This is a genomic window from Bifidobacterium minimum (assembly GCF_000741645.1).
Taxonomy (GTDB): domain Bacteria; phylum Actinomycetota; class Actinomycetes; order Actinomycetales; family Bifidobacteriaceae; genus Bifidobacterium; species Bifidobacterium minimum.
In genome coordinates this window covers 105,733-129,766 of sequence record NZ_JGZD01000009.1, presented here as the reverse complement: position 1 = coordinate 129,766, position 24,034 = coordinate 105,733, and the positions used below count along the sequence as shown (strand labels likewise).

Here is a 24,034-nt window from a genome sequence, read left to right as displayed (position 1 = left end):
CCGCATGATCCCGGAAGCGCGACGCCCGGACCGTCCGGAAGGAGCGAAGGTCACGATTTTCTCCTCCGCCCATTCGTCAGAAGCGTCGACACCACGGTTACGACGACGGCCATCAGCAGCAGCAGCGTCGCCACGACGTTGATGCTGGGATTCACCCCCTTGCGGATAAGCGAGAAGATGTAGATGGGCAGCGTCGTGGTTCCCGCCGCCGTCAGGAAATTGGAGATCATGAAGTCATCCATCGAGATCACGAAGGCCATAAGAGCTCCGGAGATAATCGCCGGAGTCAGAAGGGGAAGCGTCACCCGCATGACGGTTCGCATACGGGTGGCTCCCAGATCGACGGCCGCCTCGAAACAGGACTGGTCTATGGTCTGAAGCCTGGCGCGCACCGGCATGACCACGAAAGGTATGCAGAATGTGGTGTGTGCCAGGATCAACGGGACGAAGCCCGGCGACATGCCCAGAAGCCTGATGAAGGCCATGGTGGAGATGCCCAGAACCACCTCGGGAATAATGAGCGAGGCGTTGATAAGCGCCGTCGCGAGTCTTGATCCGGCCCTCGACATGTTGTCGGCGGCGAGAACGAAGGCCACGCCGAGGATCGTGGACAGCACCATGGCGATGGAGGCGACCTCCAGGGACACGAGCGTCGCGGAGATTATGGAGGAATCCGTGAAGACCTTGGCGAACCACCTCAGGGAGAAGCCCCGCCATAGAAGAGCCTGCTGTCCTTTGTTGAAGGAGAACACCACCACGAAGACCATGGGCACGTAGAGGAAGATCAGCACCAGCACGCTTATCGGGGCGACGCCGGGAAATCTTCTCAGCGAGTTTCCGCCACGACGGCCCGAGCGTCTGGTGCTCAGGGGAAGTCCAGCGAAACGCGGGGAGACTTGCGGGGCCTCCGTTGCGGAAGCGTCATCGGACATAATCGTTACCGGCTTGCTCACATCAACTGCCCAGCCTTCCTCGAGGCCTTGCCGCCAAGAACGGTGGCGGCCAACCCGCAGACGAGTGTGACGACGAGAATGATCGTGGAGAGGGCCGCGCCGAAGGGCCAGTTGCGGGCCTCGGCGAACTGCGAGGCGATGAGGTTGCCCATCATTAGAACCTTTCCGCCACCGAGAAGAACCGGTTGGACGTACGAGCCGAAGGCCGGTATGAAACACAGGGCTATGGCCGACACCACCCCGGGCCTCGCCGCCCGCAGAATGATCCTGCGCATCACCGTGATCTTTCGCGCGCCCAGATCGAACGCGGCCTCGACCAGCCTGAAGTCGAATCCGGAAAGCGCGGAATACATGGGCAGGATGGCGAAGGGAAGGAACGTGAAGATAAGACCTATCAGCGATGCGGAGGACGTATACAGAAGCTGTCTGCTCCCAAGCCCCACGGCCCGGAGAAGGGCGTTGACCGGGCCGTTCTCATTGAGGATCAGCATCCACGCGTATGTGCGCACGATCAGATTGGTCCAGAAGGGAATCGTCACGAGAAGCACGAGGGTCCGTTGGGTCCGCGGCTTCTGCAGGGACATCCACAACGCGATGAAGAAGGACAGGACGATGCAGGTCACCGTGGTGACGAGGGCTTGGAACAACGACGTCCAGCACACCTCAAGATATCTGGCATCGAGGAAGCGGTTCCCGGAGAAATCCTCGCGGTAGATCAGTTTCTCGTAGGCCATGGTGCTGAACCGGAAAACCACGCCCCCACCGGAATCCGGCTGACTCATGAACGAGAACGCCACGATGACGCCCACCGGCCCCAGCGTGAACAACAGTCCGATGATCACCGACGGAACGGCGTACCAGTGGCCAAGCATCCCGGGACGCACCGGGCGATGGGAGAACGCCGAACGACGCCGCGACGACTCCGGAATGCGCGCGGAATCGGGTTTCTCCGCACTCGGGCCAGCCGCGCCGATCACCGTTCCACCACCCTCATGCGCTCCGCCCCGATCACGACTGTGACCGGAGCGTTCGGCGACAGCGGAACATCGACCGAGGATGGCGTCAACCGCGCCATCACGGTGGTTCCGTCGGACAGCAGCACGGAACAACTGATATGCGCACCCATGAACGTCAGCCACGTGACCGTTCCCTGTATGCCTTCTCCCCCCGGCGCGCTCAGCGCAATGTGCTCGGGACGCACCGCCACGCAGACGCGATCGCCCTCGGCGAGACCGCTGAGGTCCTGAGCGATGGGGAACGTCGACTCCTCCAGCACCACGCAGTCGCCCCGCCCCTTGCGCCCCTCGATGAAGTTGATGTCACCGATGAAGTCAGCCACAAAACGATTCACCGGCTCGTTGTATATCTGCTCCGGCGTTCCCACCTGTTCGGGGCGGCCGTTGGAGAACACCGCGATCCGATCCGCCATGGACAGGGCCTCCTCCTGATCGTGGGTGACGAAAACGAACGTCACGCCCGTTTCGCGCTGTATCCTCTTGAGCTCGACCTGCATCTGCCTTCTGAGCTTGAAGTCCAGCGCGGATAGCGATTCGTCAAGGAGAAGGACCTGCGGGCTTTTCGCCAACGCCCGGGCAAGGGCGACGCGCTGCTGCTGCCCACCGGAAAGCTGGTCGGGACGGCGGGAGGCGATGTCGCCGAGATGAACGAGATCGAGCATGTCCGACACGGTTTTGCGGATCTCCTTCTTCGGCTTTCGCTCCATCTCGAGCCCGAAGGCGACGTTCTGCTCAACGGTCATGTGGGGAAACAGCGCATAGCTCTGGAACACCGTGTTCACCGGGCGCTCATAGGGCGGAAGATCGTCGATCTTGCGATCGTCAAGGTAGATCTCGCCCGCGTCCAAGGTCTCCAGACCGGCTATCGACCGCAGAAGGGTGGTTTTGCCGCAGCCCGACGGGCCAAGCATGACGAAGAACTCGCCCCGGCATATGGCGAGGCTCACATCGTCGATGGCGCGGACCTCCTTGCCCTCCGCCGACCGGAAAACCTTGCATGCCCTATTGATGGTGAGCCCGGACTCCCGGAGGGCAACGCCCCGATCCCTGCCAACCGTCGAATCCACCGCCGTCGAATCCACCGCGCCGATCATCGCACCATCCTTTCGCCGCGTCCACAGCCAAGACCACAAGAGGAAAGACCCCGCAACCGCATTCAGCAAACCGGACATTCAAAACGAACAACTTATCATTTATCGTTTTTCATTGCGGTTCACGAGGTGAATACATATTTTCGATTTGTTTTTGTTGGTATTCATCAAAGTTTGTCTTGATTTCCTTAGCGTAAAATCCACGTTGCCATCCGCGTCTTTTCGTAACGACGAGTTTTCGTCCGACGGTCCCCCGTCTTCTCCGGTGGATAATGGAGCCATGCCAACAGAAAACACGCATGACGACCCCCATGACGGCGCTTCAGGCCCCCATCCGCTCCTCGATGACATCAACAAGGTGATCATCAAACAGCTTCAGGAGAACGGCAGACGCTCGTACGTATCGATCGGCAAATCGGTCGGCCTCTCGGAAGCAGCCGTCCGCAACAGGGTCCAGCGTCTGACCGAAGCCGGGGTAATCCAGATCGTCGCCGTCACCAACCCCCTGCAGCTGGGCTTCACGCGTCAGGCGATGATCGGGGTGACGATCGGTGGATCGGCGAACCTGGACGAGATCATCGAACGGCTCAAATCCCTCTACAACATCGACTACATCGTGGTGACGGCCGGGAGATTCGATCTTCTCGTCGAGGCTTTCAGCTCATCGGACGATGAGCTCCTATCCGTCGTGACCTCGATCAGATCCATCGAGGGCGTTCTCAGAACGGAGATATTCACCTACCTGACATTGGCATCGCAAAGATACGATTTTGGAGTCCGATAGACTTTTGACGACGATATGCGCACTCCATTCACGCGCGCATAAAGAAAATCGAAACAATCAACCACCATCATGACACCCATGCCCACATCCGCATATCCCGAAGAGACCCCGACGCGGACCGACCGCGACCAGATCGCGCGCCGACGACTGTCGCGCTTCATGCTCGTGGCCGCCGCCGCGATCTGGGGCAGCACCTACACGCTGTCGAAGGAGGCCATAGCCGACATATCGGTACAGCAGCTCCTCGCCATACGGATGTTCGGCGGCATCGTTCTTATGTGGATATTCTTCGGCAAACGGATTATCTCCACGTTCACCGTCGCGTCCCTGCGCTCGGGAGTCATCGCCGGGATCCTGTACTACGGCGCCTTCCTTCTCCAGACCGTCGGGCTGCGGGGCATGCCGCCCGGGCGCAACGCCTTTCTGACGGCCTCCTACTGCGTTCTGACGCCATTCCTGATGTGGGTTTTCCGCAAAAGGGCGCCCGGCGTGCAGCATATCGGAGCATCGCTTCTATGCCTCATAGGAGTGGGTTTCGTGGCCTCGTCCCAGAGCGGAGGCCTTGCGAGCGGAACGCCCCACGCGCTTTCCGACGCCATGACGCTTCTCGGAGCGGTCGGCTGGGCGCTGTACTTCTTCCTCATCGCGATGGCCTCCGTGCGCCACGACCCCATAACCCTGACCTTCATCGTGTTCTGCAGCTCCTTCGTCCTCTTTCTGGTCGGATCGCTGATCTGGGAACGTCAATTGCCCTCCCTCCCCCTCCACTCGCGGACCCTGTGGGCCGTCGGCATCCTTCTGCTGGCCACGTTCGCCGCGCAGGTGCTGCAGAATCTGGGCATCGCGGGGACGTCGCCGAACGAGGCCTCCATTCTGCTGTGCACCGAGACCCTGTTCACCCTGATCCTGTCGATCCTGGTGTATTCCGAACGGCCCACCCCGGTGGCCGCCGTAGGGTTCGCGCTTATCTTCGGCTCGGTGATGCTGTCCGAAATCGCCAATCGCTGACGACCCGACTTACGGAACTCGGCTCACGGAACCCGACGCACGGGGCCACGCACTCACGGGTCACCGTCCGCATTCAACCGCCGGATCCTGCCTAGGATGGTGATATGAGCACCTCACCACGCCCCCGGGAAGCCCGACGCGACTGGGGCCATGACGAAACGGGATGCCGCGTTCTCCATATAGACATGGATGCGTTCTATGCCTCCCTGGAAGTCGCGAGGCATCCGGAGCTGCGGGGGCGACCGGTGATCATAGGCACCGGTCCCCGGTCGGTCGTCTCCGCCGCCAGCTACGAGGCCCGCCGATATGGGGTCAACTCGGCCATGGCGACGGCCCAGGCGAGACGGCTGTGCCCGGACGGCGTCTTCCTCCCGGTGGATATGCGATACTACCGCGAGACGTCACGCCGGATCTTCTCCGACGTCCTCGGCCGCGTCACGGACCGCATCGAACAGGTGTCGGTCGACGAGGCCTATATGGACGTATCCTCCGCCCTGCTGGCATGGGGACGCCCCACCGCGATCGCACGATGGATCCGCGCGGAGGTGAGCGCGCGCTTCCATGTGACGTGCTCGGTGGGCATCGCGTCCAGCGCGGTGGTGGCGAAGCTCGCGTCGACGATGGCCAAACCGGATGGCATGCTCCTCATCCCGCGATCCCGCCGCGAGGAGTTCGTCGGGATGATGCCATTGCGCGCCATGCCCGGAATAGGACCCGCCATGGAGCGGAGGCTCCACCTATGGGGGATAAGCACCGTCGCCGACCTGAACGGACTTGACGACAAGGCGCTGACGGCCGCGGCGGGATCCGCCACGATCGCGCGGCGTTTGCGCCTGATGTCGCACGGGGACGACGAGCGCGTCATCGCGCCCCGCACGACGGAGAAATCCATCGGCGCCGAGCGGACCTTCCAGCATGACGCATCCGGCAGCGAGACGATACTGGGACTGCTTCGCTGGTGCTGTCAGGACGTATCGGCCACGTTGCGGGACCGTCACCGCGTGGCGCGGACCGTCACAGTCAAAGTCCGGTATCCCGATCTCAGGTATGAATCAAGATCGCACAGCATGCCGTCGCCAAGCGATCTCGACTCGCGCGTCTATCACGAGGCTGTGATTCTCCTCGCCCGAATCCTGCGGGTGGATTCCGAAACGCTGTCCACGCATTCGCAGGATCATCCGCTCACGCCCCTGAGGCTCGTTGGAGTGTCAGTGAGTTCGCTCTCGGACACCGGCACCACCGCCGTGCAGCCATCATTGGACGAGACGGCGCCAGGCGAGGACCCCGATCTCGGCGATCCCTCAAGCAGACTCCGACTCACGCAGGCCGCATTGGACACGGTCCGCCACAAGTACGGATCCGGAGCGGCCCGTCTGGGGTTCTAGAGGCCGGCGTCCCAGACGCCGGGATTCTCGGTGCCGGGATTCGCGACAGACACGGGGTTCTCGATAGACGCGGGGTTCTCGATAGACGCGGGGTTCTCTACGCCCGCCGGCCCCGACGGTCTGCGTCTCTTTTCGTCACGCCCTAGTTCGTCACACTCCCGTTCGTCACACGTTCGTCACACCCCTCGGGACAGTCGGGAGCATGCCGCATCCACGTCATCATCCCTTGCCGTCGAAGAGAAACGCAGCCGGGATCCGTCACCGTAGAATTCACCGGGACTGGCCATGATGCCCAGTTTCGCCAGAGCCCCGAGATCCTTCCAGCAGTCACCGGACAGCGCGCGCACCCAGACATAGAGTCCCCCCTGCGGCATGGAGGCATCGTAGCCGGCGTCCCGAAGGGCGGCGACCAGTCTGACGAGACGGGAACGGTAGCGGTCCGCCTGCGCCTCAACATCCTGGACGTCGCGCAGGGCCTCCACCATGGCATGCTGGATGGGTCCGGGAACGATGAGGCCCATCTGGCGCCTATAGACGGACATCCGTTCCACGATGGCCCGGTCCCCCGCCATGAAGGCGGCGCGATAACCCGCGATGCTTGATTGCTTGCTCAGCGAGTAGAGCATGACCAGATTCGAACAGTCGCCGCCGCACACGGCGGGATCGAGAACGCAGCACGACGGCGACCCCGACCAGGACATCATGGCATAGCATTCGTCGGACACGACCACGGCCCCGATGGAGCGCGCGGCGCGGACGATGCCGGACATCTGGGCGATGGACAGCGTCTCCCCGGTGGGGTTCGAGGGGGAGTTCACCCACACCATACGCACGCCCGGCTGATGCGACCATGCGGCGACGTCGGCGACGTCAGCGACCTTCATAACCGTCGCGCCGGCCAACTGGGTGCCGATTTCGTATGTCGGATAGGACACCTGGGGCTGCACCACGACATCGCCCTCGCCAAGCCCCAGCAGGGACGCCATCAGGGCGACGGCCTCCTTGGATCCGACCGTGGGAAGGGAGACCGCGTCGATCTCACGCAGATCGAAGCCCCGGCAGTTGAGGAACCAATCGGCCATCGCCGTCCTCAGTTCCGGGGATCCCGCCGTCTTCGGATAGCCGGGCGCATCCGCGGCGTCCGTCAGAGCCATCATGATGCGTTTGGGCACGGAATCCACCGGAGACCCGACCGACAGGTCAATCATGCCTTCGGGGTAGTCGCCCGCCACGCTCCGATAACCGCTCAGGCGGCTCCAATCGTAGACGCTGCCGAAAGACCTCAGTCCCATGCTCCTCCAATACCGTCCTGCGTGGCCACGTCAGCTGGCGGCCTGAGGCGGAAGCGCCGCCACCTGAGCGGGATCATGTCCGATCGGACCGGCGGCGGAGGCGCCTCCCAGATCACCGACCTCGGAGAAGAAGTCCACCGCTGCATCCTTGTACCAGGCCCATTCCTCGGGGAGATCCTCCTCGTAGAAGATGGCCTCCGTAGGACACACCGGCTCGCACGCCCCGCAGTCCACGCACTCGTTGGGGTTGATGTACAGCGAACGGTCCCCCTCATAGATGCAATCGACGGGGCATTCGTCCACGCACGCCTTGTCCTTGACGTCCACGCAGGGTTGGGCAATCACATATGCCATAGCTACCTCCTTGGGTTCACGTCCCCTCCTAGGCTACCCACCATAGGGGACTCACGATCCATCGTCGCCGCCCGGGGCTTCGGCAACCGCATGCCGCCCTCCCGCAAGTGCATGCCGGTATCCGTACGAGAAATACACGATGAAGCCCAGCGCCAGCCAGACCACGAATCGGATCCACGTGAGAACCGACAGATTCAGCATCAGCCACATCGTGGCCAGCGAGATGAGGATGGGCACCCAAGGATTGCCGGGGACGGAGAAGGAACGCGGAAGATCCGGACGCTTGCGTCGCATGATCGGGATGGAGATGGAGACCAGGGCGAAGGCGGACAGCGTGCCGATGTTGACCATGTCGCTGAGGACGTCGATGTCCGAGAAGGACGCGACCGCCGCCACCAGAACACCCGAGCAGATCTGCAGCGCGACGGGCGTCCCCCTGCGCCCCGTTGCGGACAGACCCCGCGGGAGCAGACAATCACGGCTCATGGCGAACACCACGCGGGTCAGACCGAGAAGGAGGACCATCACCACCGTCGTCAGCCCCAGCACGATGCCGAAGCTGATGATTCTGGCCGCCCAATCGGCTCCGACGAGCTCGAAGGCCGTCGCCAGGGAGGGGTCCTGCTGCTTCGCGAGATCCTTGTAGGAAACCATGCCGGTCGTCACGATCGCCACAAGGATGTACATCACGATGATGAGCGCCATGCCGACGCCGATTCCCAACGGCACGTTCCGACGCGGATTCTCCGTCTCTTCCGCCGCTGTGGCCACGACGTCGAACCCGATGAAGGCGAAGAACACCAGAGCCGCGCCCGAGACGATCCCTGCGACTCCGTACATCATCGGCCGCGTGCCCGTGGCATACTGCCACAGCGTCTGCGTCATCACCCCGCCAACGGATGCGGAGCCCGCAGCGGAAGACGTCGGCTGCGCGGGCGGGATGAAGGGACTGAAGTTCTCGGCCTTGACATAGAAGAATCCGACGACCACGACGAAGAGGACGATGCCGATCTTCAGCACCGTCATGGCGCCATCGACGCGCGCGCTTATTTTCGTCCCTAAGACGAGGAGCACGGTGAAGAACGTGACGATGATGGTGGGAGCCACGTCGAGGTGGATATTCCCGACGACAAGATTGGTGTTCCCCTGCCACCCCATAAGGCGCATGAAGTCATTGAGGTACACGCCCCAGTATTTGGAGATCACCGATCCCGCCATCAGCATCTCCAGGATGAGATCCCAGCCGATGACCCATGCCACGATCTCGCCTATCGTGGTGTAGGTGAAGGTGTAGGCGGAACCCGCCACAGGTATGATCGAGGCGAGCTCTGCATAGCACATGACCGCGGCGCCGCATACGATCCCCGCTATCAGGAAGCTGACGATGACCGCGGGCCCCGCGTGGAAGGCCGCGGCCTGGGCGCCCACCGAGAAGATCCCCGCTCCGACCGCCACCGCGACGCCCATAACCGCCAGATCCCACCATGTCAGATTACGTTTGAGGGATCGCCCCTCCTCCCCGGTCTCCGCTATGGTCTGTTCGACCGATTTGGTGCGAAACACCTGCATGGCAATCGTCCTCTCCTGACATTTCCGCGGTTCGTGGCCGGCCCGACGGGCCCAGCGGCAGAACCATCCATCAAAGGCGCCAACGGCACCGACCGCACGCGACTACGGCACATCCACTCCCACGATGACGGGTTCGGGCATCAGATCCACCTTGAACGTCGACAGGACCCCAGCGGCGACCGTCCGCGCCAGAACCGCCACATCCTCGGCGGTGGCCCCTCCCCGGTTCGTCAACGCCAGCGTATGCCGAGTGGACAGGGACGCCCGGGCCTGCGGGGTCACCCGGAACCCCCTCGCGAATCCCGAATGCTCGATCAGCCATGCCGCCGAGGTCTTGACGCCCGGCGAACCGTCCGGAAGCACCGCCTCGAACCTCGGAGCCTCCGGCGGAAGGGTCGCGCCCCGTCGAAGGGGCAGAACCGGGTTGACGAAAAAGCTCCCGCAACTATGCCGATCCGCGAGCGACTCCTCATCCAGCCCCTTCTGATGGGACAACGCAGCGGCGAGGCCGGACTGCGCCCTCATGCCACGCATCGCGGCCAGATTGTATCGACGGGCGTCCTCCAGCATTCCCTTGGCTCCGCGTATCGACAGCACCGCCGTCCGCACGCGGGCCGGTTCCATCTCCGCGCCCACCTCGACGCCAAGAGCCTTGGCAAGCTGCCCGTATCCCACCGTCGCGTATCCGGTGCGAAACAGCTCGAACTCCACCGCGAGCACGACGAAACGGGGAGTGGGGAAAAAACGTCGATCAGGCACGCCGGGGGCCTGATACATGCTGTGCTTGAGCATACTGGTCCGGTAGCCGAATCCCATCCGGGAGGCCTCGATATCGCGAACGACCAGAGCGGCACGATCCCAGACTCGGACGGATCTCACCGACGTGGCGACCTCCTGCCCATACGCGCCGATGTTCTGGACCACGCTCGCGCCCACGGTCCCGGGTATGCCGGACAGCCCCTCGATGCCGTGCCATCCCCTGGAGACCGTGGCGTCGACGAGATCATCCCAGACGCATCCCGCCTGGGCCTTGATCCGGACACGATTACCCCCGGAACCCGTGGAACCACCGTCGACGATGGAGACGCCCCTACGCGCGTCACGGAGCACGACGCCGTCGAAGGGCTCATCCGCCACGAGGATGTTGGAGCCCCCGCCGATGACGGCAAGGGGAATCCGGCCACCATCGGCACGTCTGATGGAGTCGATGAGCTCATCATCGTCGGCGGGTTCAATGAAGGAGGATATGGGACCGCCCACCCCGATGGTGGTCAGATCCGCGAAGGTCGTCGTCATGCTGGACATGGTACCCGGTATCGAAACCGCGTCACGGCGTCGGGGACAGCGGCCGCGACACAAAAGGCCCGGCACTGGGCCGGGCCTGATGCGACACGTATGCTCTCATCGAGTCTCGCGGTGCACGGTCTGCTTGCCGCAGCGTGGGCAGAACTTCTTCAACTCAAGACGATCCGGGGTGTTGCGGCGGTTCTTCGTCGTGATGTAGTTGCGTTCCTTGCACACGGTACATGCGAGCGTGATGCCCGGACGGATATCGGCGCTTTTGCTTGCCATATGTCTCACCTCTGTGTTCGTGTGGTCATCGACGTTGGCCGATGTTCGTAGCGAGGAAGAGACTCGAACTCTTGACCTTACGATTATGAGTCGTACGCTCTAGCCAGCTGAGCTACCCCGCCATCGAGCCTCGAGTGAGAATCGGACTCACGACCTCTTCCTTACCAAGGAAGTGCTCTACCACTGAGCTATCGAGGCGTGGCGGATAGTGGATTCGAACCACTGAAGCACGAAGCGGCTGATTTACAGTCAGCTCCCTTTGACCGCTTGGGAAATCCGCCATGTTGCCGCACAAGACCTAGGCCTCAATCGGCAACTTGGCCATACTGCCACGTGCCGCCGACTTATGCAAGTCGAGGACACGCCGCACACCGCCATCTTCGGCGCCCGACGGAGCGTCCGACCGGCGGCGCGGGCGCATCAGAACGCACCGCCGCCGCTCCGGGCGCAAAAGGGAATCCGCCTATTCGCGAAGCCCTCCGCAGACCGCGATAACACGATCATTGGCCTCTGGCTCCCCGATGGAGATGCGCACGCCCTCACCGTCGAACACCCGAGTGGACAGCCCCGCCCGAGTGAAGGCTTCGGCAGCCTCCCCGGTGCGGCCCGCAAGCGGAAGCCAGAAAAAGTTCGCATACGGCTCCGGAAACTCCCAGCCCTGATCGTGCAGCGCGGCGACCACGCGATCCCTTTCGGCGATAATCGAACGCACGCGAGCGGCGAGCTCCTCGGAAGCGTCCAGGGACGCCAGTGCCGCCTTCTGGGCGACGTCGGTGACCGCGAAGGGCAGGGACAGCTTCATCATGCCCTCGGCCACGTCGGGGGGAGCCACGGCGTATCCGATCCTCAATCCGGCCAGACCATACGCCTTCGAGAAGGTCCGGGCCACGACGACATTTGGGTACTCCGCGAACAGATCCATGGCCGAGCTCGCCCCGGCGAAGGTGTTGAACTGCCAGTAGGCCTCGTCGAAAAGCACGATCACGTCGGAGGGAACGGCGTCCATGATCCGTCTGGCGTCGACATCCGACAGGGGCGTCGACGTCGGATTGTTGGGGTTGTTCACGATAAGCAGCCGGGTGCGCTCGGTCACGGACGCGATCAGTGCGTCCACATCGTGAGAGCCATCGGCCCGATTGGGCACCCGCACGCTGTCGGCCCCCGCTCCGGCGACGATGATCGGATAGGCCTCGAAGCTTCTCCACGGATAGATGACCTCGTCGCCGGGGCCCGCGACCAGACCGACGAGCTGCGTGATGACCTCGGTGGATCCGCATCCAAGGACGACGTTCCCGGGATCCACGCCGAGCTGGGACGAGATGCGCTCGACAACCGCCCACCCCCGCATATCGGGATACCTGTTGATGCTTCCCAAAGCCTGGGTGGATATGGCCTCAAGCACGCTGGGAAGAGGATCGAACGGATTCTCGTTGCTGGATATCTTGAAGGACCGCTTCCCCGAGGACGACGGAGCGGGACGGCCCTGCCGATAGGCGGGTATGGTGTCGACGATGGGACGGTGTCGGAAAGTCATACACCCATCGTAGGCGCGACGGCGACAGAACCCGCGGCCACGGCCACACGCCCGCCGGAGCGGCCAATCGTCCTATACCCGTTACTGATAGCCCGTTGCAGGAAGGCTCCGATGGGCGGCAGACGGACGCATCGACGGCATTGACCCGGCGAAGGCCCGATGCCACTGTTAAGACATGATTGCAGATCTTGTTCACAACGGGACATCCTTCGACGACACCCCACTCGGATTCTCCACACGGACCATTCACGTGGGCAATGGCGTCGACGCCGAAACGGGCGCCATCCGCCGCCCCCTGACCTTCGCCAACGCCTACGCGCTGCCCTACGACCCCTCCGACATCAACTGGTCCTCATCCGACGTCAATCTCTACGCGCGCAACGGGCATCCGAACCAGCGGTATCTCGAGAAGAAGCTCGCCGACCTCGAGGGCGCCGAGGACAGCGTCGTGCTGGCATCGGGGGTGGCGGCGCTGTCGGCGACCTTCACGACGTTTCTCGACTCGGGCGACCACGCCGTCTTTTCGGACACCACGTACATCGCTGCCTACCGGCTTCTGCATCAGATCCTGCCTGAGAAATACGGAATCCGCACCAGCATGGTCGACTCGTCCGACACCTCCGCCGTCGCCGCCGCCATAGGCCCGCAGACGCGTCTGGTCCATATTGAGACCCCGGCGAACCCCACTCTGAAGGTCACCGACATCGCGGCCGTCGCGGCCGTCGTACGCGATGCGGAGCGCCGCTATGGACACGACATCCTCCTCAGCGTCGACAACACCTTCAACAGTCCCTTCAACGTCCGTCCGCTCGATCTCGGAGCGGATATCGTCATCGAAAGCCTGACGAAATACATCAATGGGCACGGGGACGCCCTTGGCGGCGTGATCGCGACGACGAAGGAGAGGACGGATCGCATACGCTACGTCTATCAGGTCAATTACGGCGGGATCATCAGCCCCTTCAACGCCTGGCTGATCAACCGCGGGTCAAGCACCCTGGAATTGCGGATGAGGCGCCACAACGCCTCGGCTCTGGCCGTGGCCCGGCATCTGGAAGGCCTCGGCAAGGTTCGATTCGTCGCCTACCCCGGTCTGGAGGACCATCCCGGGCATGACGTCGCGGTCTCGCAGCTGACGTCGCCCGAGGCCGGATTCGGAGGCGTGCTGAGCTTCGCTCTGGACACCGACCATGATGGGCACAACCGGTTCGTGTCCCACCTCAACGTGATCACATCGGCGGTGTCTCTGGGTCATGACGAAAGCCTCATCGTCTTCCTCGGCGAGGACGACGAGCGCCGGGATCTCTACCCGCCACGGTTCCGCAACGGATTCTTCCGCCTTGCGATCGGACTGGAGGATGTCGACGACATCCTCCGCGACATCGACCACGCCCTGGCCGAAGCCGGCATCTGACCGCCTCATCCGGTCTTATTCCGTCCCGGCGCATTCCGTCGATAAGGCGGAACGCGCCGGAACAGCAAGGGGCCCTGCGGAAAAGCTTCCGCAGGGCCCCTTCGCAGCGAAGGAAGGTCAGTTGAAAATCGCCAGAACGTCGCGCGCAGCCACGATCAGGTAATCCTCACCCTGATAATGGACCTCAGTGCCGCCGTACTTCGAGTACAGAATCTTGTCCCCGACCTTGACGTCCACGGGGATGCGCTTGCCGTCATCATCACGACGTCCGGGCCCAACGGCCAGAACCTCGCCCTGCTGGGGCTTCTCCTTGGCGTTGTCCGGGATGAAGAGACCTGACGCGGTCTTCTCCTCGGCTTCGGCCTGCTTGACGATGATCTTGTCTTCCAACGGTGTGAGTGAGATCGACACTGTGGACCTCCTCTTTCTTATTAAGAGAAATAGATAATACCCGCGCCGAAACGCCACCCCTCGCGGCTGACGATCACGAATGGCCGCGTTCCTTCGCGCTGGCACTCATACTAGCGCGATTGCTAGCACTCTGCCAACTCGAGTGCTAACGCTGTAAGTGAAAAGCCCTACGAAAAGCGCCGCCGTCCACGGTCCCCCGGCCGCGTCGTCGTGAATCCCCTAAAATCCAATCCAGCGGAATCAGCGCGAGCGCCGGGCCAGAATCGATTCGACGCCCACCGCGAGGGATTCGGACGTCGCATCCGGAACGTCGATGTCCGCCTCAAGCTCATGCCGGTGGAAGGACTCGGCATTACCCTGACCTTCGAAGGCCAGCCTCCCTTCCATCGCCTCGACCGCCGCGGCGTCGGCATCGCTCCGGGAAGGACGGGAGGAACGGCGGGCGGGAGTTTCGGGAGGCACGGCCCTGGACACCTGCCGAGTGGACTGAATCTCCCTGCTTTCGGGGCCCTGCGAGCCATTATCCTCGTCGGAGGACGCCCCCAGGGAGAAGGAGATCAGATCCTGCCCGGCGGAACTCGTGAACGGGTCATCCGCGACGGCGGCCTCCACGGACACCTCCGCGCGGGCACGGGGCTGCGCGTCGCCGTCGACGCTCTCGGTTTTCGCGGCACCACCGTCATCCCCCATGGCGTCTTCCATGGACGAGGGCACCACGGAGACCCCCTGGGAGACCCCCTGCTTCCTCGTCCCCCTGCTCCCCTCATCCGAACCGCCGTGCCCCGCATCAGCGGCATCCGCCCGATGAGGCGACCTCCGGTCCCGTTCGGCTCGCGATCGGTCAAGCGCCTCACGGATCTGGCGTGACTCCATGACGTCCGTGGGCGTGTCATCCGCGGGGCTTCCGGACGCGTGCGGCTCATCCGCATCGACATGACCCCGCCGTTGCCCGTTCTCGGACGGAGAGATGGCACGATCCGCCGCAGCAGGCGCGTCGTTCGACCTCATATGGGAAGCCTCCGAAGGCCCACGTCCATCATGGGCCGCATGCACGCGACGCTCCCATTCCCGTGCCTGCGCGGAGGCATGGGCGCCGAGCGCAAGGACGACGGCGCACGGGACATAGGCGACGATCGACCACCACGACGACACCGGCGACAACAGAATGGCCGCCGTCAGAACGATTCCCAGCGCCAACAGCGACAGGACGAGAATCCTCCGGCGATGGATCGCCTCCCGCCGCAAACGACGAACCCGGGCAATCCGTGATTTCGTCAACGCCGACGAAGCGGTCCCATTCGGCTGCATCAGCACCCCTTTCACCGTCGGCGTCACCCCATCCGAGAACCTTGTTCCGCTTCGTTCATCGATGAGATGCAACGAGGGCGAATACCGATCCTGCCGATGTTCGGCCACCTTCCTCATGCTGTCCCGGGCACGCCTGGGCAGCCACACAACAACCATGATGATAATGGCGACAAGCACAATGGCCGTGCTCACCCATTTGTCATCCATAGAATCCAAGGATAGAAGACTCTTCGACCACTGACGACGAAACGCGTCGGTGTGTCGGCATACGCCGAACGCCCGCCGCGTGGACATCCGGCGCGTAATGGACTCCACGCTGATACAACGGAGGGGTGACCGACATCTCACCACGATCGGAAAAGACGCGTCTGCGCCACGCCGCCATCGCCCGCAGAAAGCTCATCGATCCCGGGCAACGCGAGCGAGCGGGAATCGCCCTCATGAACCTCATCATGAAGGAATTCCTGCGTCCGACGCGTCCTCGGACCATCGCCGCCTACGTGTCGATGGGGACGGAGATTCCTCTTCGTCCAACGTTGGAGGCTCTCCTCGGCCACGGCATGCGGGTTCTCGTGCCCCGTCTGGGCGGCGGCGCGGCGGACGATGTGGGGTGGGGCCTCCTGACGAAGATGGAGGATCTTCAACGCCCCTCGGGAGCCTCGCAACGGCGTCCGGACGAGCCGACCGGGCGTCGCCTGCCGCCGAACGCGCTCGAATCCGCGGACCTCATTCTGGTCCCCGCCTTCGCGGTGGACACTCATGGCACGCGTCTGGGACGGGGCGGGGGCTGGTATGATCGCGCGCTTCGGCACGTTCCATCCGGCGCGACGATCGCGGGAGTCTGCTGGCCCTGGGAGCGCGTTGCAACGCCCCTGCCGAGGGAGGACCACGACGTCCCGATGACCGCGATCGTCACTCCCCGGGATGTGACGAGGATCGCGCCGAATCAGGAGCCGCCCGCGCATCCCTCTTCACGATATGCGAAACGGCCCGTGATACCACCCGTCGTATTAGTATTGGCCGCATACTATGTCATAACGACCCACACTGGCCGGGAGGTATCGCGTTGCCCACATATCACTACCGCTGCAAGAACTGCGGATATGATTTCACCACGTATCAATCGTTCGAGGACGATCCCATAACCGTATGCCCCGAATGCCACGCGCCGCAGGTGCGCAAGATCTTCTCGGCGGTCCCCATAGAATTCAAGGGGCACGGCTTCTACCACACGGACGGAGCCGGATCGTCCCACTGATCCCACGTTCCCCGGAAGGATGACGTTCGTCCACAATGCTCCAGCGTCATCCCATCCGCACGCTTCCCCGGTCATCATGAACGCATGATGACTTTTTTTCATGACCATGGACACGGCCGAATCCCCCCGGGACCACTCTCCCTGAGGAACCGCCGCCGGATCCGGAGGGCGCGTGACGGGTTCGCCGTCGTGGCCATCGCGCTGGCATGCATCGCCATGGCGTTCATGCAGACCAACCGCCAGACCATATCCATCGTCGTGGCGGCCGATTCGCTGCGGGCGGGAAGCGTCCTATCTCGGAAGGATCTCGAATCACGCTCCATTCCCGTCGGCTCCGCGTTGGGAAGCGCGTTTGAAAGCGCGTTGGGAAGGGTATTCTCGCGCGTCGACGACGCGGTCGGACTGGTTCTTCTCGTCGATACGGCCCAGGGGGATGTGGTGTCACACTCGATGGCCTCGGATGCCGTTCAGCCTCCTGCTCACTATGCGACGATGGACGTGCCGGTGGTCGCCGCGCCTCAGGGGAACTCCGTCGGCAGGCACGCCATACTCGCCACCGATACGGGATGCGGCGAGGGGACCACGGACGACGATGGCCTTTGCACGGTGAGCTCGGACGCCATCATCCTCGACGTCCCCCATGAATCCGAGGGCACGACGATCCTCTCGTGCGCGATGCCCGCCGCGGACGCCCTCCGCGTGACGCGAATGGCGCGAGACACGCCTCTGGTGGCGGTCAGCTCCTCTGATTGAAGATGGCCCAGTGGGGTGGGAGCTCACGAAGTATCCGGTCGTCATCGTCCGATTCCGCCCCCTGAGGGCGATCCCCGGAGTCCATGTCTCCGGACGGCGAAGAATCATCCTCGAAGAGCTCACGGCCCGGGACCACGACGCGACGATGCCCCCCACGCGGCGTGCGTCGGGAAGGATCATACCCCCGGGTATCCGATCCGCTCATCGGGACCCCGACGATTCACGTCCCGAAACCTCCCCGAGGCGCGTGATGATCCGATCCACCTCTTTGTCGGGATTAACGAATGCCGCGACGCTCCACACCGTGATCACCGACCACCCCAGTGACTCAAGCTCCCGGATGATGGTCCGGTGGCGGACCCTTGTCGACTGCACCCCCATGAACGCCGCATCATCCGTCATCACCGCGACGGTGTACCGGCCGCCCGGAAGTCCCACGACGAGGGGTATCCTCATCCCCCCGGAGCACCCGTAGTCGACTCCAGCGGATACGCCACGAGCGGTCAGACGCGCCGCCAGATCGGCCAGAAGGACGTTACCCTCACCGGGATGGACGACGGGACCGGCCTCATCGACGTCGCCGGTCAACGACTCCCCCCATTCGAGCAACCGACGCAGCAGCCGGGGGCCAGGTTGGTGGAGACGGCTCTCGTCGAGGTCCTCCGATCCGAAGGCCGCGGTGATGTCGAGATCCCGACGGGCCAGAGCGCACGCATCGAGAAGCAGACGATCGCCATGGTCACCCTCAAGGCTTCCGAACTGCTGCAGCAACCGGCCATGGGCCGTCTTCGCATAGCATAGCGACAGTATGACGTCGTCGCCCATGGAACCGCACACCTCGGAGATGTCGACGATCCTCACATGCCGGAGAAAACGCGTCCGTGCCTTGTCCCGTGTCGCCAGCGTCTTGAGCTCCGCGCCCAGACGGTCCCTGAACGCCGTGGTCAGGGTAACGACCGTCAGAACGTAGCCCGGGGGGATCACGGTGAACGACTTCGCCCTCTGCGTGATCAGCCGGACGACCTCATCGACCTCGGGCTGGCTGCTCTCCACCAGTCCCGTGGACATGGCCGGAGCTCCAGTGGCCTCGACTCGATGCAGGCGGACGGTTCCGCGCGAGGTTTCGCAGACGGGGTCATGACGAAGCTCTCCATAGCCATGCTCCTCAAGGAACCGGGACAGCCTAGGATCCCTGCACGAAGCGTGGCCGGCACAGGCCACCGACGGCAGCAACGACATCAGCGCAAGCGTGGCCGGGGACGTGACGGTGGCGGAATGGGCGACAACCACGACCTGACGCGCTCGGGACAGAACGGACAGCAGCTCCAGCGACGGCATATGCGCCCCCGCGTCCACGATCACCAGATCGGCGATGGGACCGAGTCCCGTCGTTGCGACCAACGTCGCCGGAGTGGCCACAAGAACCGGTTTGGCGGCCGAAACCATCTGCGGATGCCCGGAGCGGAACGTCGAGAAGGGGACGTGCCCCGCGCCGGCAAGCACCGTATGGAGCTGGTTGGCCTCCTTGGTGTGGGAGAACAGCAGGTCGCACAAGCGCCGCACCGATTCCTGCCGGACCATCGGTCCGATGGACTGGACGTGCTCGGCATCGACCTGCGCGAATCTGTCTGAGGCCGACTGCATCGCCATGCCGTCCTGATTGGAGATGACGGCCGAGGACCGGACGATGTCCTCGAAAACCGTCGTCCACCATGACAATCTCAACTCGCCATCGGCCTCGTCGGGTTCGATGCCACGCTCTCGAAGGTCGGCGACCAGCTCGGACAACCCCACGGTCTCGAACTCACGTTCGAGCGCCCATCGCCCCGGAAGCGTGTCCAGCGCGTGCTGATCGGCGTGAAGGGATTTGAGCCTCTCCTCCAGCTCGACGAACGTCAGCGATCCCAGATCGCCGCCCGCCGGGGTGGTGGCCAGAACCGAACCCAGGGAGGTCAGTCCGGAGGAAAGCTCATCCGCCTGAGCGACGATGGAGTCCAGCTTGCCGGGAAGCACCGGCCATCCCCCATGGGGTACAAGCTCACGCCACTGCCGCGCCTGCTTCGCGACGACAATCAACGCCTTATGCAGGCTTTCGATCTGCGCACCCGCCCGCAGAAGGCCCTTGGCCTCCTTCGTTCTGCGTCGACGCTCCCAGAAGCCCATGGTCGTCCCCTCGGCCTTGCGCACCTCCTTGGGCTTCGTCGCCTCGATCATCGCCGCGATGTCACGCTCGAAAATCTGCGGCTGGAAGACGTTGAGGACAAGACGCAGATTCTTCAGTACGGTGACCTGACGCCCCCACTCATCCGCCGTCTGCGGGACCGGGAAGCCACACGCCTGCACCGTGGAGGCGATCTGCGCGCGCATCGTGGGAAGGGTGATCCTCAGAAGATCGTCGACGCGGCGATACACCGCGACCGCCTGATCCTCGGATTCGACCGATGCCCCGAACCAGGGCGTGTCGTCGGGGCCGATCCTGTATTCGCCCAGCTCCCCGGCCCGCGACAATCTGCGCGACCACTCGTCAAGATGACCCGACAGCGCCACCGCGCAGGCGGGAGAAAGCCTCACGCGGGTGCTGGGGTGGCTGGGGAGCGCCGCGACGGCCGCGAGATGCTCCATCGTCTCATATGCCGATATCCCCCATTTGTTGGACGTTCCATGAAGATCGCCCAGATATCTGGTCAGGCGCGAGCGCACCCCGACCAGCTCGTCGGCCAGCCTGTTGAAATTCGCGGTGGCCTTCCCCTCCTGGAATCCCACCGCCGCGATCAGCTGCTGATCGATCTCCCTGCCCAGATTCTCGCCGCCGAGATCGAGGACCAGACCTCCCAGATCGAGTCTGTCCATCACCCTGCGGAACCGTCGTCTGCGTTCGGTGACCCCCGAGACGTACAGAACCGTCCGCCCCTCGGCGACGCAGCGCGACGCTATGGCGGCCGATTGCAGCGCCGTGTCCGACCCATCGGCGGAATCGATCATGATCGAACGCCCCGAAGCTGCGACATCCGCCGCATATCGTATGACGTTGTCGACATCCCCCGCCGCGAACTCGCCGTGGGGATCCGCATCGAACGGACTGTAATTGGGAAGCGCAGGTCCCGCGAGCGCCGCGACGGAATCCGAATCGCCGGACAACGCGTCGAGAACGGTGTTCCCCGTTCCCCCCGACGACATCGATTCGATCAGCCTCCGGCTTTCCGACAGGTACAGCGCCGAAGCGTCCATGAAGCATCCGAGGATGATGTGCCGCTCCACGTCGAAATCCACGATGGTCGTTCCCACGGCCTCCACGATGGAATCGAATACCGCGGAGGTCTGGGGGCCGTTCTTGCCGTACCGCGCGGCTCCAAGCACCTCATCCTCATCAAGATCGACATGCTCCTGACGCATCAGGGACACGAAGGAATGGTTGAGCGTGGCGGGACCGACGATCGAGACGACGGCGTCCGTGCAATCGCCTTTCGCGTCACGCGTGACGTCGACCGGATAGAGCAGAACCGGAACCGAGTTGCCCTTCCAGGAGGCCACGCCGACGACCAGGGACACCTGGGATATCCCGCCGACGCGCTCCTTGGCCGCGCAGTCGTCCAGCACGCGCTCCAGCCGGCGCCCGGCCGCACGCAACGTTCCGGGATCCCGGAACAACGACGCGAGCGGCGCCCGGCCGGATGCGAACAACTGGGCGATGCCCGAAGGATGGGCGTGGGTGACGTCCATCCGCGCGGGGAGCTTCGCGATGTCATCCAGCGGCGACGGGCCGAGCCCCTCCCTATAGTCGGCCCTCCACCGGCGGATGTCCTCCAGTGATGTGCGGTGCTCTGCGCTCATGTCAGGCTCACTTCCCTATCGTCGTGAGATAGTCGCGGTACCCGTCGTTCCGAGCCAACGCCGCGTCGATGTCCTTGTCCCCCTGGGACGCCAGCCATGCATACAGATCGTCGTACAGCGACGGGTTCATGGCAAGGAATCCGAGAAGCTCGGAATGACGCGCCATCTCGAACTGCTCAGTGTAGTCGGCTGTGGTGCGAGCCTGATCGGAGGTGAAACCCGCGACCTCGATGCGGGGCCGGGAAGCGTTAAGACTTCCTGAGCTCACGCGCTGGAACACCGAGCCGGGCTCGAAGGCCACGCCGGACAATGTCCCGGAGGCCGCCGCCGCATCGGATGGCGCCGGGTCAGAGGCCTCGGAGGCGACCGGCATGGATGTGACCGGCATGGATGTGACCGGCATGGATGCCGATTCCCGATCAGGTGACGCCGAAGCCGCATCAGGCGAGGCTTCCTCGGATGCGGACGTGACGGACGACGACGTGACGGACGAAACGAGCCGCTCGTCCGGCTTGTCAGCCGTCGTGGAAACGGACGACGACCGCGCCGCGTCCGCGAACAGGTCGCGGGGCCGAATCGTCTGCGTCGCCGGCGTCACTCGCATATCGTCGGAATGGCGCGCATCGGCATACCCGCTGCCGGCCACGTCGTCGGACTCGGCGGCCGCGCCCCGTTCCCGCTCGTCGCTCGCATCCACCAGAAAGGCCGGGACACCATCCGGTCCGGATGAGCCTGAAGACGATCCCGCGGCATCGGACTCGGAAGCGGTCTGATCGGATGCGACCTGATCAGGAGCGACCTGATCAGGAGCAACGGGGAACTCCAGATTCCCGTCACGATACGGCGCGTCAGCACGCGTCCCATCGGAACGCGATCCGCCGCCATCGAGCGATTCCCTGGGAGAGCGCCCGATGCCCGGATCCTTCCGATCATCACGGGAGTCCGGGGTGCCCGGCGTAGGCTGAACGACCGGTGCAGACTGAACAACCGGCGCAGGCTGAACGACCGGATCGTCCTGCACGGGGGCATTCGCATTGAACGAGCAATACGCAACGTCGTGGGAGCGCTGCGCTTCCGAAGGAATCCGCGCATCCGGCTCCTCCAAGGCGGTCCGCTCCGGCTTGTCCGCAGCGGCTGCACCGGCGGCGGCCACCCCCTCGGCTGCGGCGCTATGTCTGGCGTGGAACACGATGGTGGGCTCACCTGCCCGGACATCCAGAATGTCCCCCACCGACAGCCCTCCAAGATCATGGCCCTGCGGAGACGCATCAGGCCGCGCGTAGCGGAACAGATCCTTGACATCGTCGGCATCGCTGGTCTCGCGCTGCCCGATCTCGACGTCGATGCGCTGGAAGTCAAGCGCGACGTCACCGAATTGCAACCGCATCGATGACGTGGGGAGCAGGAAGTCCATTCCGGGCTGGAGACGCATCAGGCCGCCATCGGCCCTCACCACATAGCTGCCATTGGTGGAGTTCAGATCACGGACGGTCGCGACTCCCGACTCGTCCACGCGGAATATGGCGTGGCGCTTCGACATCGATCTGGCGGGATCGACGATCTCGACGCGCGTCATGGAGGAATCGGCGATCGGTCGAATGGGCCTGCGGCCGATCTCCACGGAGTGGCCCTGATCCACGCGCGCGCATTCGACCCCCTTGGCCGTGACGACCCACTGTCTGGTGATTCGCCTCTGCGCCATTACCGATCTCCTTTCACCCACGTCATGTCGTCACCGACGACATCGCCGCCGCCCGTCCACACTCATTATCCAGTATCGCGCTGTTATCCGCGCACGGACATATCCGCGGGTTTTTCTCGCATATTCCGCACGAGTGCGATTCACCGCACGCAGTAGGGGTTCCATCGTGTGGCGCGCCCACGGCGCAGGCGTCACGCTCCGGCGTTTCCAGCGGACAGGTCGCCTCCAGCCAGACCGACGTCGTCAGAAACCAGCATATACAACTTCCCCCGCCGGGATCACTCCACGACGGGGGAAGACACGACCTGACGTCAGTCGGACGTCACCGCGCTCACTTGAGCTCGACGGTGGCTCCGGCCTCCTCAAGCTGGGACTTCGCCTTCTCGGCGTCCTCCTTCTTGGCCTTCTCGAGGACGGGCTTGGGGGCCTCGTCGACAAGCTTCTTGGCATCGGCGAGACCGAGGGAGGTGATGGCCTTGACGGCCTTGATGACCTGGATCTTCTTGTCTCCGACGGCGCTGAGGATGACGTCGAACTCGGTCTTCTCCTCCTCCTCGGCGGCGGCGGCCGGAGCGGCGGCGGCGACGGCTGCGACCGGGGCGGCGGCCTCGACGTCGAACTCGTCCTCGAACGCCTTGACGAACTCGGAGAGCTCGACGAGGGTCATATCCTTGAACGCGTCAAGCAGCTCTTCTTTGGAAAGCTTTGCCATGATGGCTTCCTTTCGGTTGCGGCGGCGGATTCCTTAAACCCGCTCGCCATATGTCTTATGGTGTTTCCCGATGATTACCGAGAACGG

At 63.7% G+C, this 24,034-nt stretch carries 22 protein-coding genes and 3 tRNA genes; 7 read left to right on the top strand and 18 right to left on the bottom strand.

From position 1 onward, the window contains the following. Positions 1 to 50 precede the first annotated feature (50 nt). Genes BMIN_RS04250 through BMIN_RS04240 form a run of 3 tightly spaced genes read right to left on the bottom strand, consistent with a single transcriptional unit; the run spans position 51 to position 3,063 of the window. Positions 51 to 953: an ABC transporter permease gene (locus tag BMIN_RS04250; RefSeq protein WP_238565620.1), complete on the bottom strand. Its 903-nt coding sequence runs from the start codon at positions 951 to 953 to the stop codon at positions 51 to 53. Next, complete coding sequence (locus BMIN_RS04245; RefSeq protein ID WP_022860861.1) at positions 950 to 1,930, bottom strand: ABC transporter permease; 981 nt, start codon at positions 1,928 to 1,930, stop codon at positions 950 to 952. Before BMIN_RS04245 ends, BMIN_RS04250 begins: the two co-directional genes overlap by 4 nt. Then, complete coding sequence (locus tag BMIN_RS04240; RefSeq protein ID WP_022860860.1) at positions 1,927 to 3,063, bottom strand: ABC transporter ATP-binding protein; 1,137 nt, start codon at positions 3,061 to 3,063, stop codon at positions 1,927 to 1,929. Before BMIN_RS04240 ends, BMIN_RS04245 begins: the two co-directional genes overlap by 4 nt. Before the next feature lie 277 nt (positions 3,064 to 3,340). On the opposite strand from BMIN_RS04240, the gene BMIN_RS04235 reads away from it, so the two are divergent. The 3 genes from BMIN_RS04235 (at position 3,341) to dinB (ending at position 6,237) form a co-directional block, all read left to right on the top strand. Continuing rightward, on the top strand, positions 3,341 to 3,844 hold the full coding sequence (locus BMIN_RS04235; RefSeq protein WP_022860859.1) for an Lrp/AsnC family transcriptional regulator: 504 nt from the start codon (positions 3,341 to 3,343) through the stop codon (positions 3,842 to 3,844). 78 nt (positions 3,845 to 3,922) lie between these two features. Then, complete coding sequence (locus BMIN_RS04230) at positions 3,923 to 4,852, top strand: DMT family transporter (protein WP_022860858.1); 930 nt, start codon at positions 3,923 to 3,925, stop codon at positions 4,850 to 4,852. Positions 4,853 to 4,956: 104 nt separating this feature from the next. Further along, positions 4,957 to 6,237, top strand: a complete 1,281-nt coding sequence (gene dinB, locus BMIN_RS04225) for a DNA polymerase IV (protein WP_022860857.1) — start codon at positions 4,957 to 4,959, stop codon at positions 6,235 to 6,237. A gap of 176 nt (positions 6,238 to 6,413) precedes the next feature. Here the strand turns inward: dinB and dapC are convergent, their stop codons facing one another. The 9 genes from dapC to BMIN_RS04180 form a co-directional block, all read right to left on the bottom strand. Then, positions 6,414 to 7,529, bottom strand: coding sequence for a succinyldiaminopimelate transaminase (gene dapC / locus BMIN_RS04220; RefSeq protein WP_022860856.1), 1,116 nt, complete (start codon positions 7,527 to 7,529; stop codon positions 6,414 to 6,416). A gap of 30 nt (positions 7,530 to 7,559) precedes the next feature. Further along, positions 7,560 to 7,883: a ferredoxin gene (gene fdxA / locus BMIN_RS04215; RefSeq protein WP_022860855.1), complete on the bottom strand. Its 324-nt coding sequence runs from the start codon at positions 7,881 to 7,883 to the stop codon at positions 7,560 to 7,562. Positions 7,884 to 7,934: 51 nt separating this feature from the next. Beyond that, complete coding sequence (locus tag BMIN_RS04210; RefSeq protein ID WP_022860854.1) at positions 7,935 to 9,452, bottom strand: APC family permease; 1,518 nt, start codon at positions 9,450 to 9,452, stop codon at positions 7,935 to 7,937. A gap of 102 nt (positions 9,453 to 9,554) precedes the next feature. Next, positions 9,555 to 10,757 (bottom strand): FAD-binding protein, encoded by a 1,203-nt coding sequence (locus BMIN_RS04205; RefSeq protein WP_022860853.1) that lies wholly within the window; start codon positions 10,755 to 10,757, stop codon positions 9,555 to 9,557. 96 nt (positions 10,758 to 10,853) lie between these two features. Further along, a complete protein-coding gene (gene rpmG, locus BMIN_RS04200; RefSeq protein ID WP_026647380.1) occupies positions 10,854 to 11,024 on the bottom strand; it encodes a 50S ribosomal protein L33 in 171 nt (56 codons plus the stop codon). Between the two features lie 48 nt (positions 11,025 to 11,072). Beyond that, a tRNA-Met gene (locus BMIN_RS04195) sits at positions 11,073 to 11,146 on the bottom strand. A gap of 4 nt (positions 11,147 to 11,150) precedes the next feature. Next, positions 11,151 to 11,222 (bottom strand) — tRNA-Thr (locus BMIN_RS04190). A 1-nt stretch (position 11,223) separates the two neighbouring features. Beyond that, positions 11,224 to 11,305, bottom strand: a tRNA-Tyr gene (locus BMIN_RS04185). A 182-nt stretch (positions 11,306 to 11,487) separates the two neighbouring features. Next, complete coding sequence (locus BMIN_RS04180; RefSeq protein WP_022860852.1) at positions 11,488 to 12,558, bottom strand: histidinol-phosphate transaminase; 1,071 nt, start codon at positions 12,556 to 12,558, stop codon at positions 11,488 to 11,490. 175 nt (positions 12,559 to 12,733) lie between these two features. On the opposite strand from BMIN_RS04180, the gene BMIN_RS04175 reads away from it, so the two are divergent. After that, the gene (locus BMIN_RS04175) at positions 12,734 to 13,972 is read left to right on the top strand and encodes a trans-sulfuration enzyme family protein (RefSeq protein ID WP_022860851.1); all 1,239 of its coding nucleotides are present in this window, start codon (positions 12,734 to 12,736) and stop codon (positions 13,970 to 13,972) included. A gap of 117 nt (positions 13,973 to 14,089) precedes the next feature. Here BMIN_RS04175 and groES read toward each other — a convergent pair whose 3' ends face one another. Continuing rightward, a complete protein-coding gene (groES, locus tag BMIN_RS04170; protein ID WP_022860850.1) occupies positions 14,090 to 14,383 on the bottom strand; it encodes a co-chaperone GroES in 294 nt (97 codons plus the stop codon). Between the two features lie 240 nt (positions 14,384 to 14,623). Beyond that, a complete protein-coding gene (locus tag BMIN_RS04165; RefSeq protein ID WP_022860849.1) occupies positions 14,624 to 15,898 on the bottom strand; it encodes a hypothetical protein in 1,275 nt (424 codons plus the stop codon). A gap of 125 nt (positions 15,899 to 16,023) precedes the next feature. Here BMIN_RS04165 and BMIN_RS08370 point away from each other — a divergent pair, with 125 nt between their 5' ends. The 3 genes from BMIN_RS08370 (at position 16,024) to BMIN_RS04150 (ending at position 17,702) form a co-directional block, all read left to right on the top strand. Next, positions 16,024 to 16,836, top strand: coding sequence for a 5-formyltetrahydrofolate cyclo-ligase (locus BMIN_RS08370; RefSeq protein WP_238565619.1), 813 nt, complete (start codon positions 16,024 to 16,026; stop codon positions 16,834 to 16,836). Continuing rightward, positions 16,758 to 16,949, top strand: a complete 192-nt coding sequence (locus tag BMIN_RS04155; RefSeq protein WP_022860847.1) for an FmdB family zinc ribbon protein — start codon at positions 16,758 to 16,760, stop codon at positions 16,947 to 16,949. Before BMIN_RS08370 ends, BMIN_RS04155 begins: the two co-directional genes overlap by 79 nt. A gap of 84 nt (positions 16,950 to 17,033) precedes the next feature. Then, a complete protein-coding gene (locus BMIN_RS04150; protein ID WP_022860846.1) occupies positions 17,034 to 17,702 on the top strand; it encodes an SAF domain-containing protein in 669 nt (222 codons plus the stop codon). On the opposite strand, the gene BMIN_RS08945 is transcribed toward BMIN_RS04150, so the two are convergent. The 4 genes from BMIN_RS08945 to rplL all read right to left on the bottom strand — a co-directional run bounded on the left by BMIN_RS08945 (position 17,686) and on the right by rplL (position 23,947). Then, entirely contained in the window at positions 17,686 to 17,907 is a 222-nt protein-coding gene (locus BMIN_RS08945) for a hypothetical protein (RefSeq protein ID WP_022860845.1), read from the bottom strand. The genes BMIN_RS04150 and BMIN_RS08945 overlap by 17 nt on opposite strands. Beyond that, positions 17,904 to 21,533 (bottom strand): helicase, encoded by a 3,630-nt coding sequence (locus tag BMIN_RS04140; protein ID WP_022860844.1) that lies wholly within the window; start codon positions 21,531 to 21,533, stop codon positions 17,904 to 17,906. Before BMIN_RS04140 ends, BMIN_RS08945 begins: the two co-directional genes overlap by 4 nt. Before the next feature lie 7 nt (positions 21,534 to 21,540). Further along, the gene (locus tag BMIN_RS04135; RefSeq protein ID WP_022860843.1) at positions 21,541 to 23,235 is read right to left on the bottom strand and encodes an FHA domain-containing protein; all 1,695 of its coding nucleotides are present in this window, start codon (positions 23,233 to 23,235) and stop codon (positions 21,541 to 21,543) included. 331 nt (positions 23,236 to 23,566) lie between these two features. After that, positions 23,567 to 23,947 (bottom strand): 50S ribosomal protein L7/L12, encoded by a 381-nt coding sequence (gene rplL / locus BMIN_RS04130; RefSeq protein WP_022860842.1) that lies wholly within the window; start codon positions 23,945 to 23,947, stop codon positions 23,567 to 23,569. Between the last annotated feature and the right edge of the window lie 87 nt (positions 23,948 to 24,034).

Coding starts and splice junctions, on each gene's coding strand:
- BMIN_RS04240 (WP_022860860.1), bottom strand. CDS start 3,063: ATGATCGGCGCGGTGGATTCGACGGCGGTGGATTCGACGGTTGGCAGG.
- BMIN_RS04235 (WP_022860859.1), top strand. CDS start 3,341: ATGCCAACAGAAAACACGCATGACGACCCCCATGACGGCGCTTCAGGC.
- BMIN_RS04230 (WP_022860858.1), top strand. CDS start 3,923: ATGCCCACATCCGCATATCCCGAAGAGACCCCGACGCGGACCGACCGC.
- dinB (WP_022860857.1), top strand. CDS start 4,957: ATGAGCACCTCACCACGCCCCCGGGAAGCCCGACGCGACTGGGGCCAT.
- dapC (WP_022860856.1), bottom strand. CDS start 7,529: ATGGGACTGAGGTCTTTCGGCAGCGTCTACGATTGGAGCCGCCTGAGC.
- fdxA (WP_022860855.1), bottom strand. CDS start 7,883: ATGGCATATGTGATTGCCCAACCCTGCGTGGACGTCAAGGACAAGGCG.
- BMIN_RS04210 (WP_022860854.1), bottom strand. CDS start 9,452: ATGCAGGTGTTTCGCACCAAATCGGTCGAACAGACCATAGCGGAGACC.
- BMIN_RS04205 (WP_022860853.1), bottom strand. CDS start 10,757: ATGTCCAGCATGACGACGACCTTCGCGGATCTGACCACCATCGGGGTG.
- rpmG (WP_026647380.1), bottom strand. CDS start 11,024: ATGGCAAGCAAAAGCGCCGATATCCGTCCGGGCATCACGCTCGCATGT.
- BMIN_RS04180 (WP_022860852.1), bottom strand. CDS start 12,558: ATGACTTTCCGACACCGTCCCATCGTCGACACCATACCCGCCTATCGG.
- BMIN_RS04175 (WP_022860851.1), top strand. CDS start 12,734: ATGATTGCAGATCTTGTTCACAACGGGACATCCTTCGACGACACCCCA.
- BMIN_RS04165 (WP_022860849.1), bottom strand. CDS start 15,898: ATGGATGACAAATGGGTGAGCACGGCCATTGTGCTTGTCGCCATTATC.
- BMIN_RS04150 (WP_022860846.1), top strand. CDS start 17,034: ATGATGACTTTTTTTCATGACCATGGACACGGCCGAATCCCCCCGGGA.
- BMIN_RS08945 (WP_022860845.1), bottom strand. CDS start 17,907: ATGAGCGGATCGGATACCCGGGGGTATGATCCTTCCCGACGCACGCCG.
- BMIN_RS04140 (WP_022860844.1), bottom strand. CDS start 21,533: ATGAGCGCAGAGCACCGCACATCACTGGAGGACATCCGCCGGTGGAGG.
- BMIN_RS04135 (WP_022860843.1), bottom strand. CDS start 23,235: ATGGCGCAGAGGCGAATCACCAGACAGTGGGTCGTCACGGCCAAGGGG.
- rplL (WP_022860842.1), bottom strand. CDS start 23,947: ATGGCAAAGCTTTCCAAAGAAGAGCTGCTTGACGCGTTCAAGGATATG.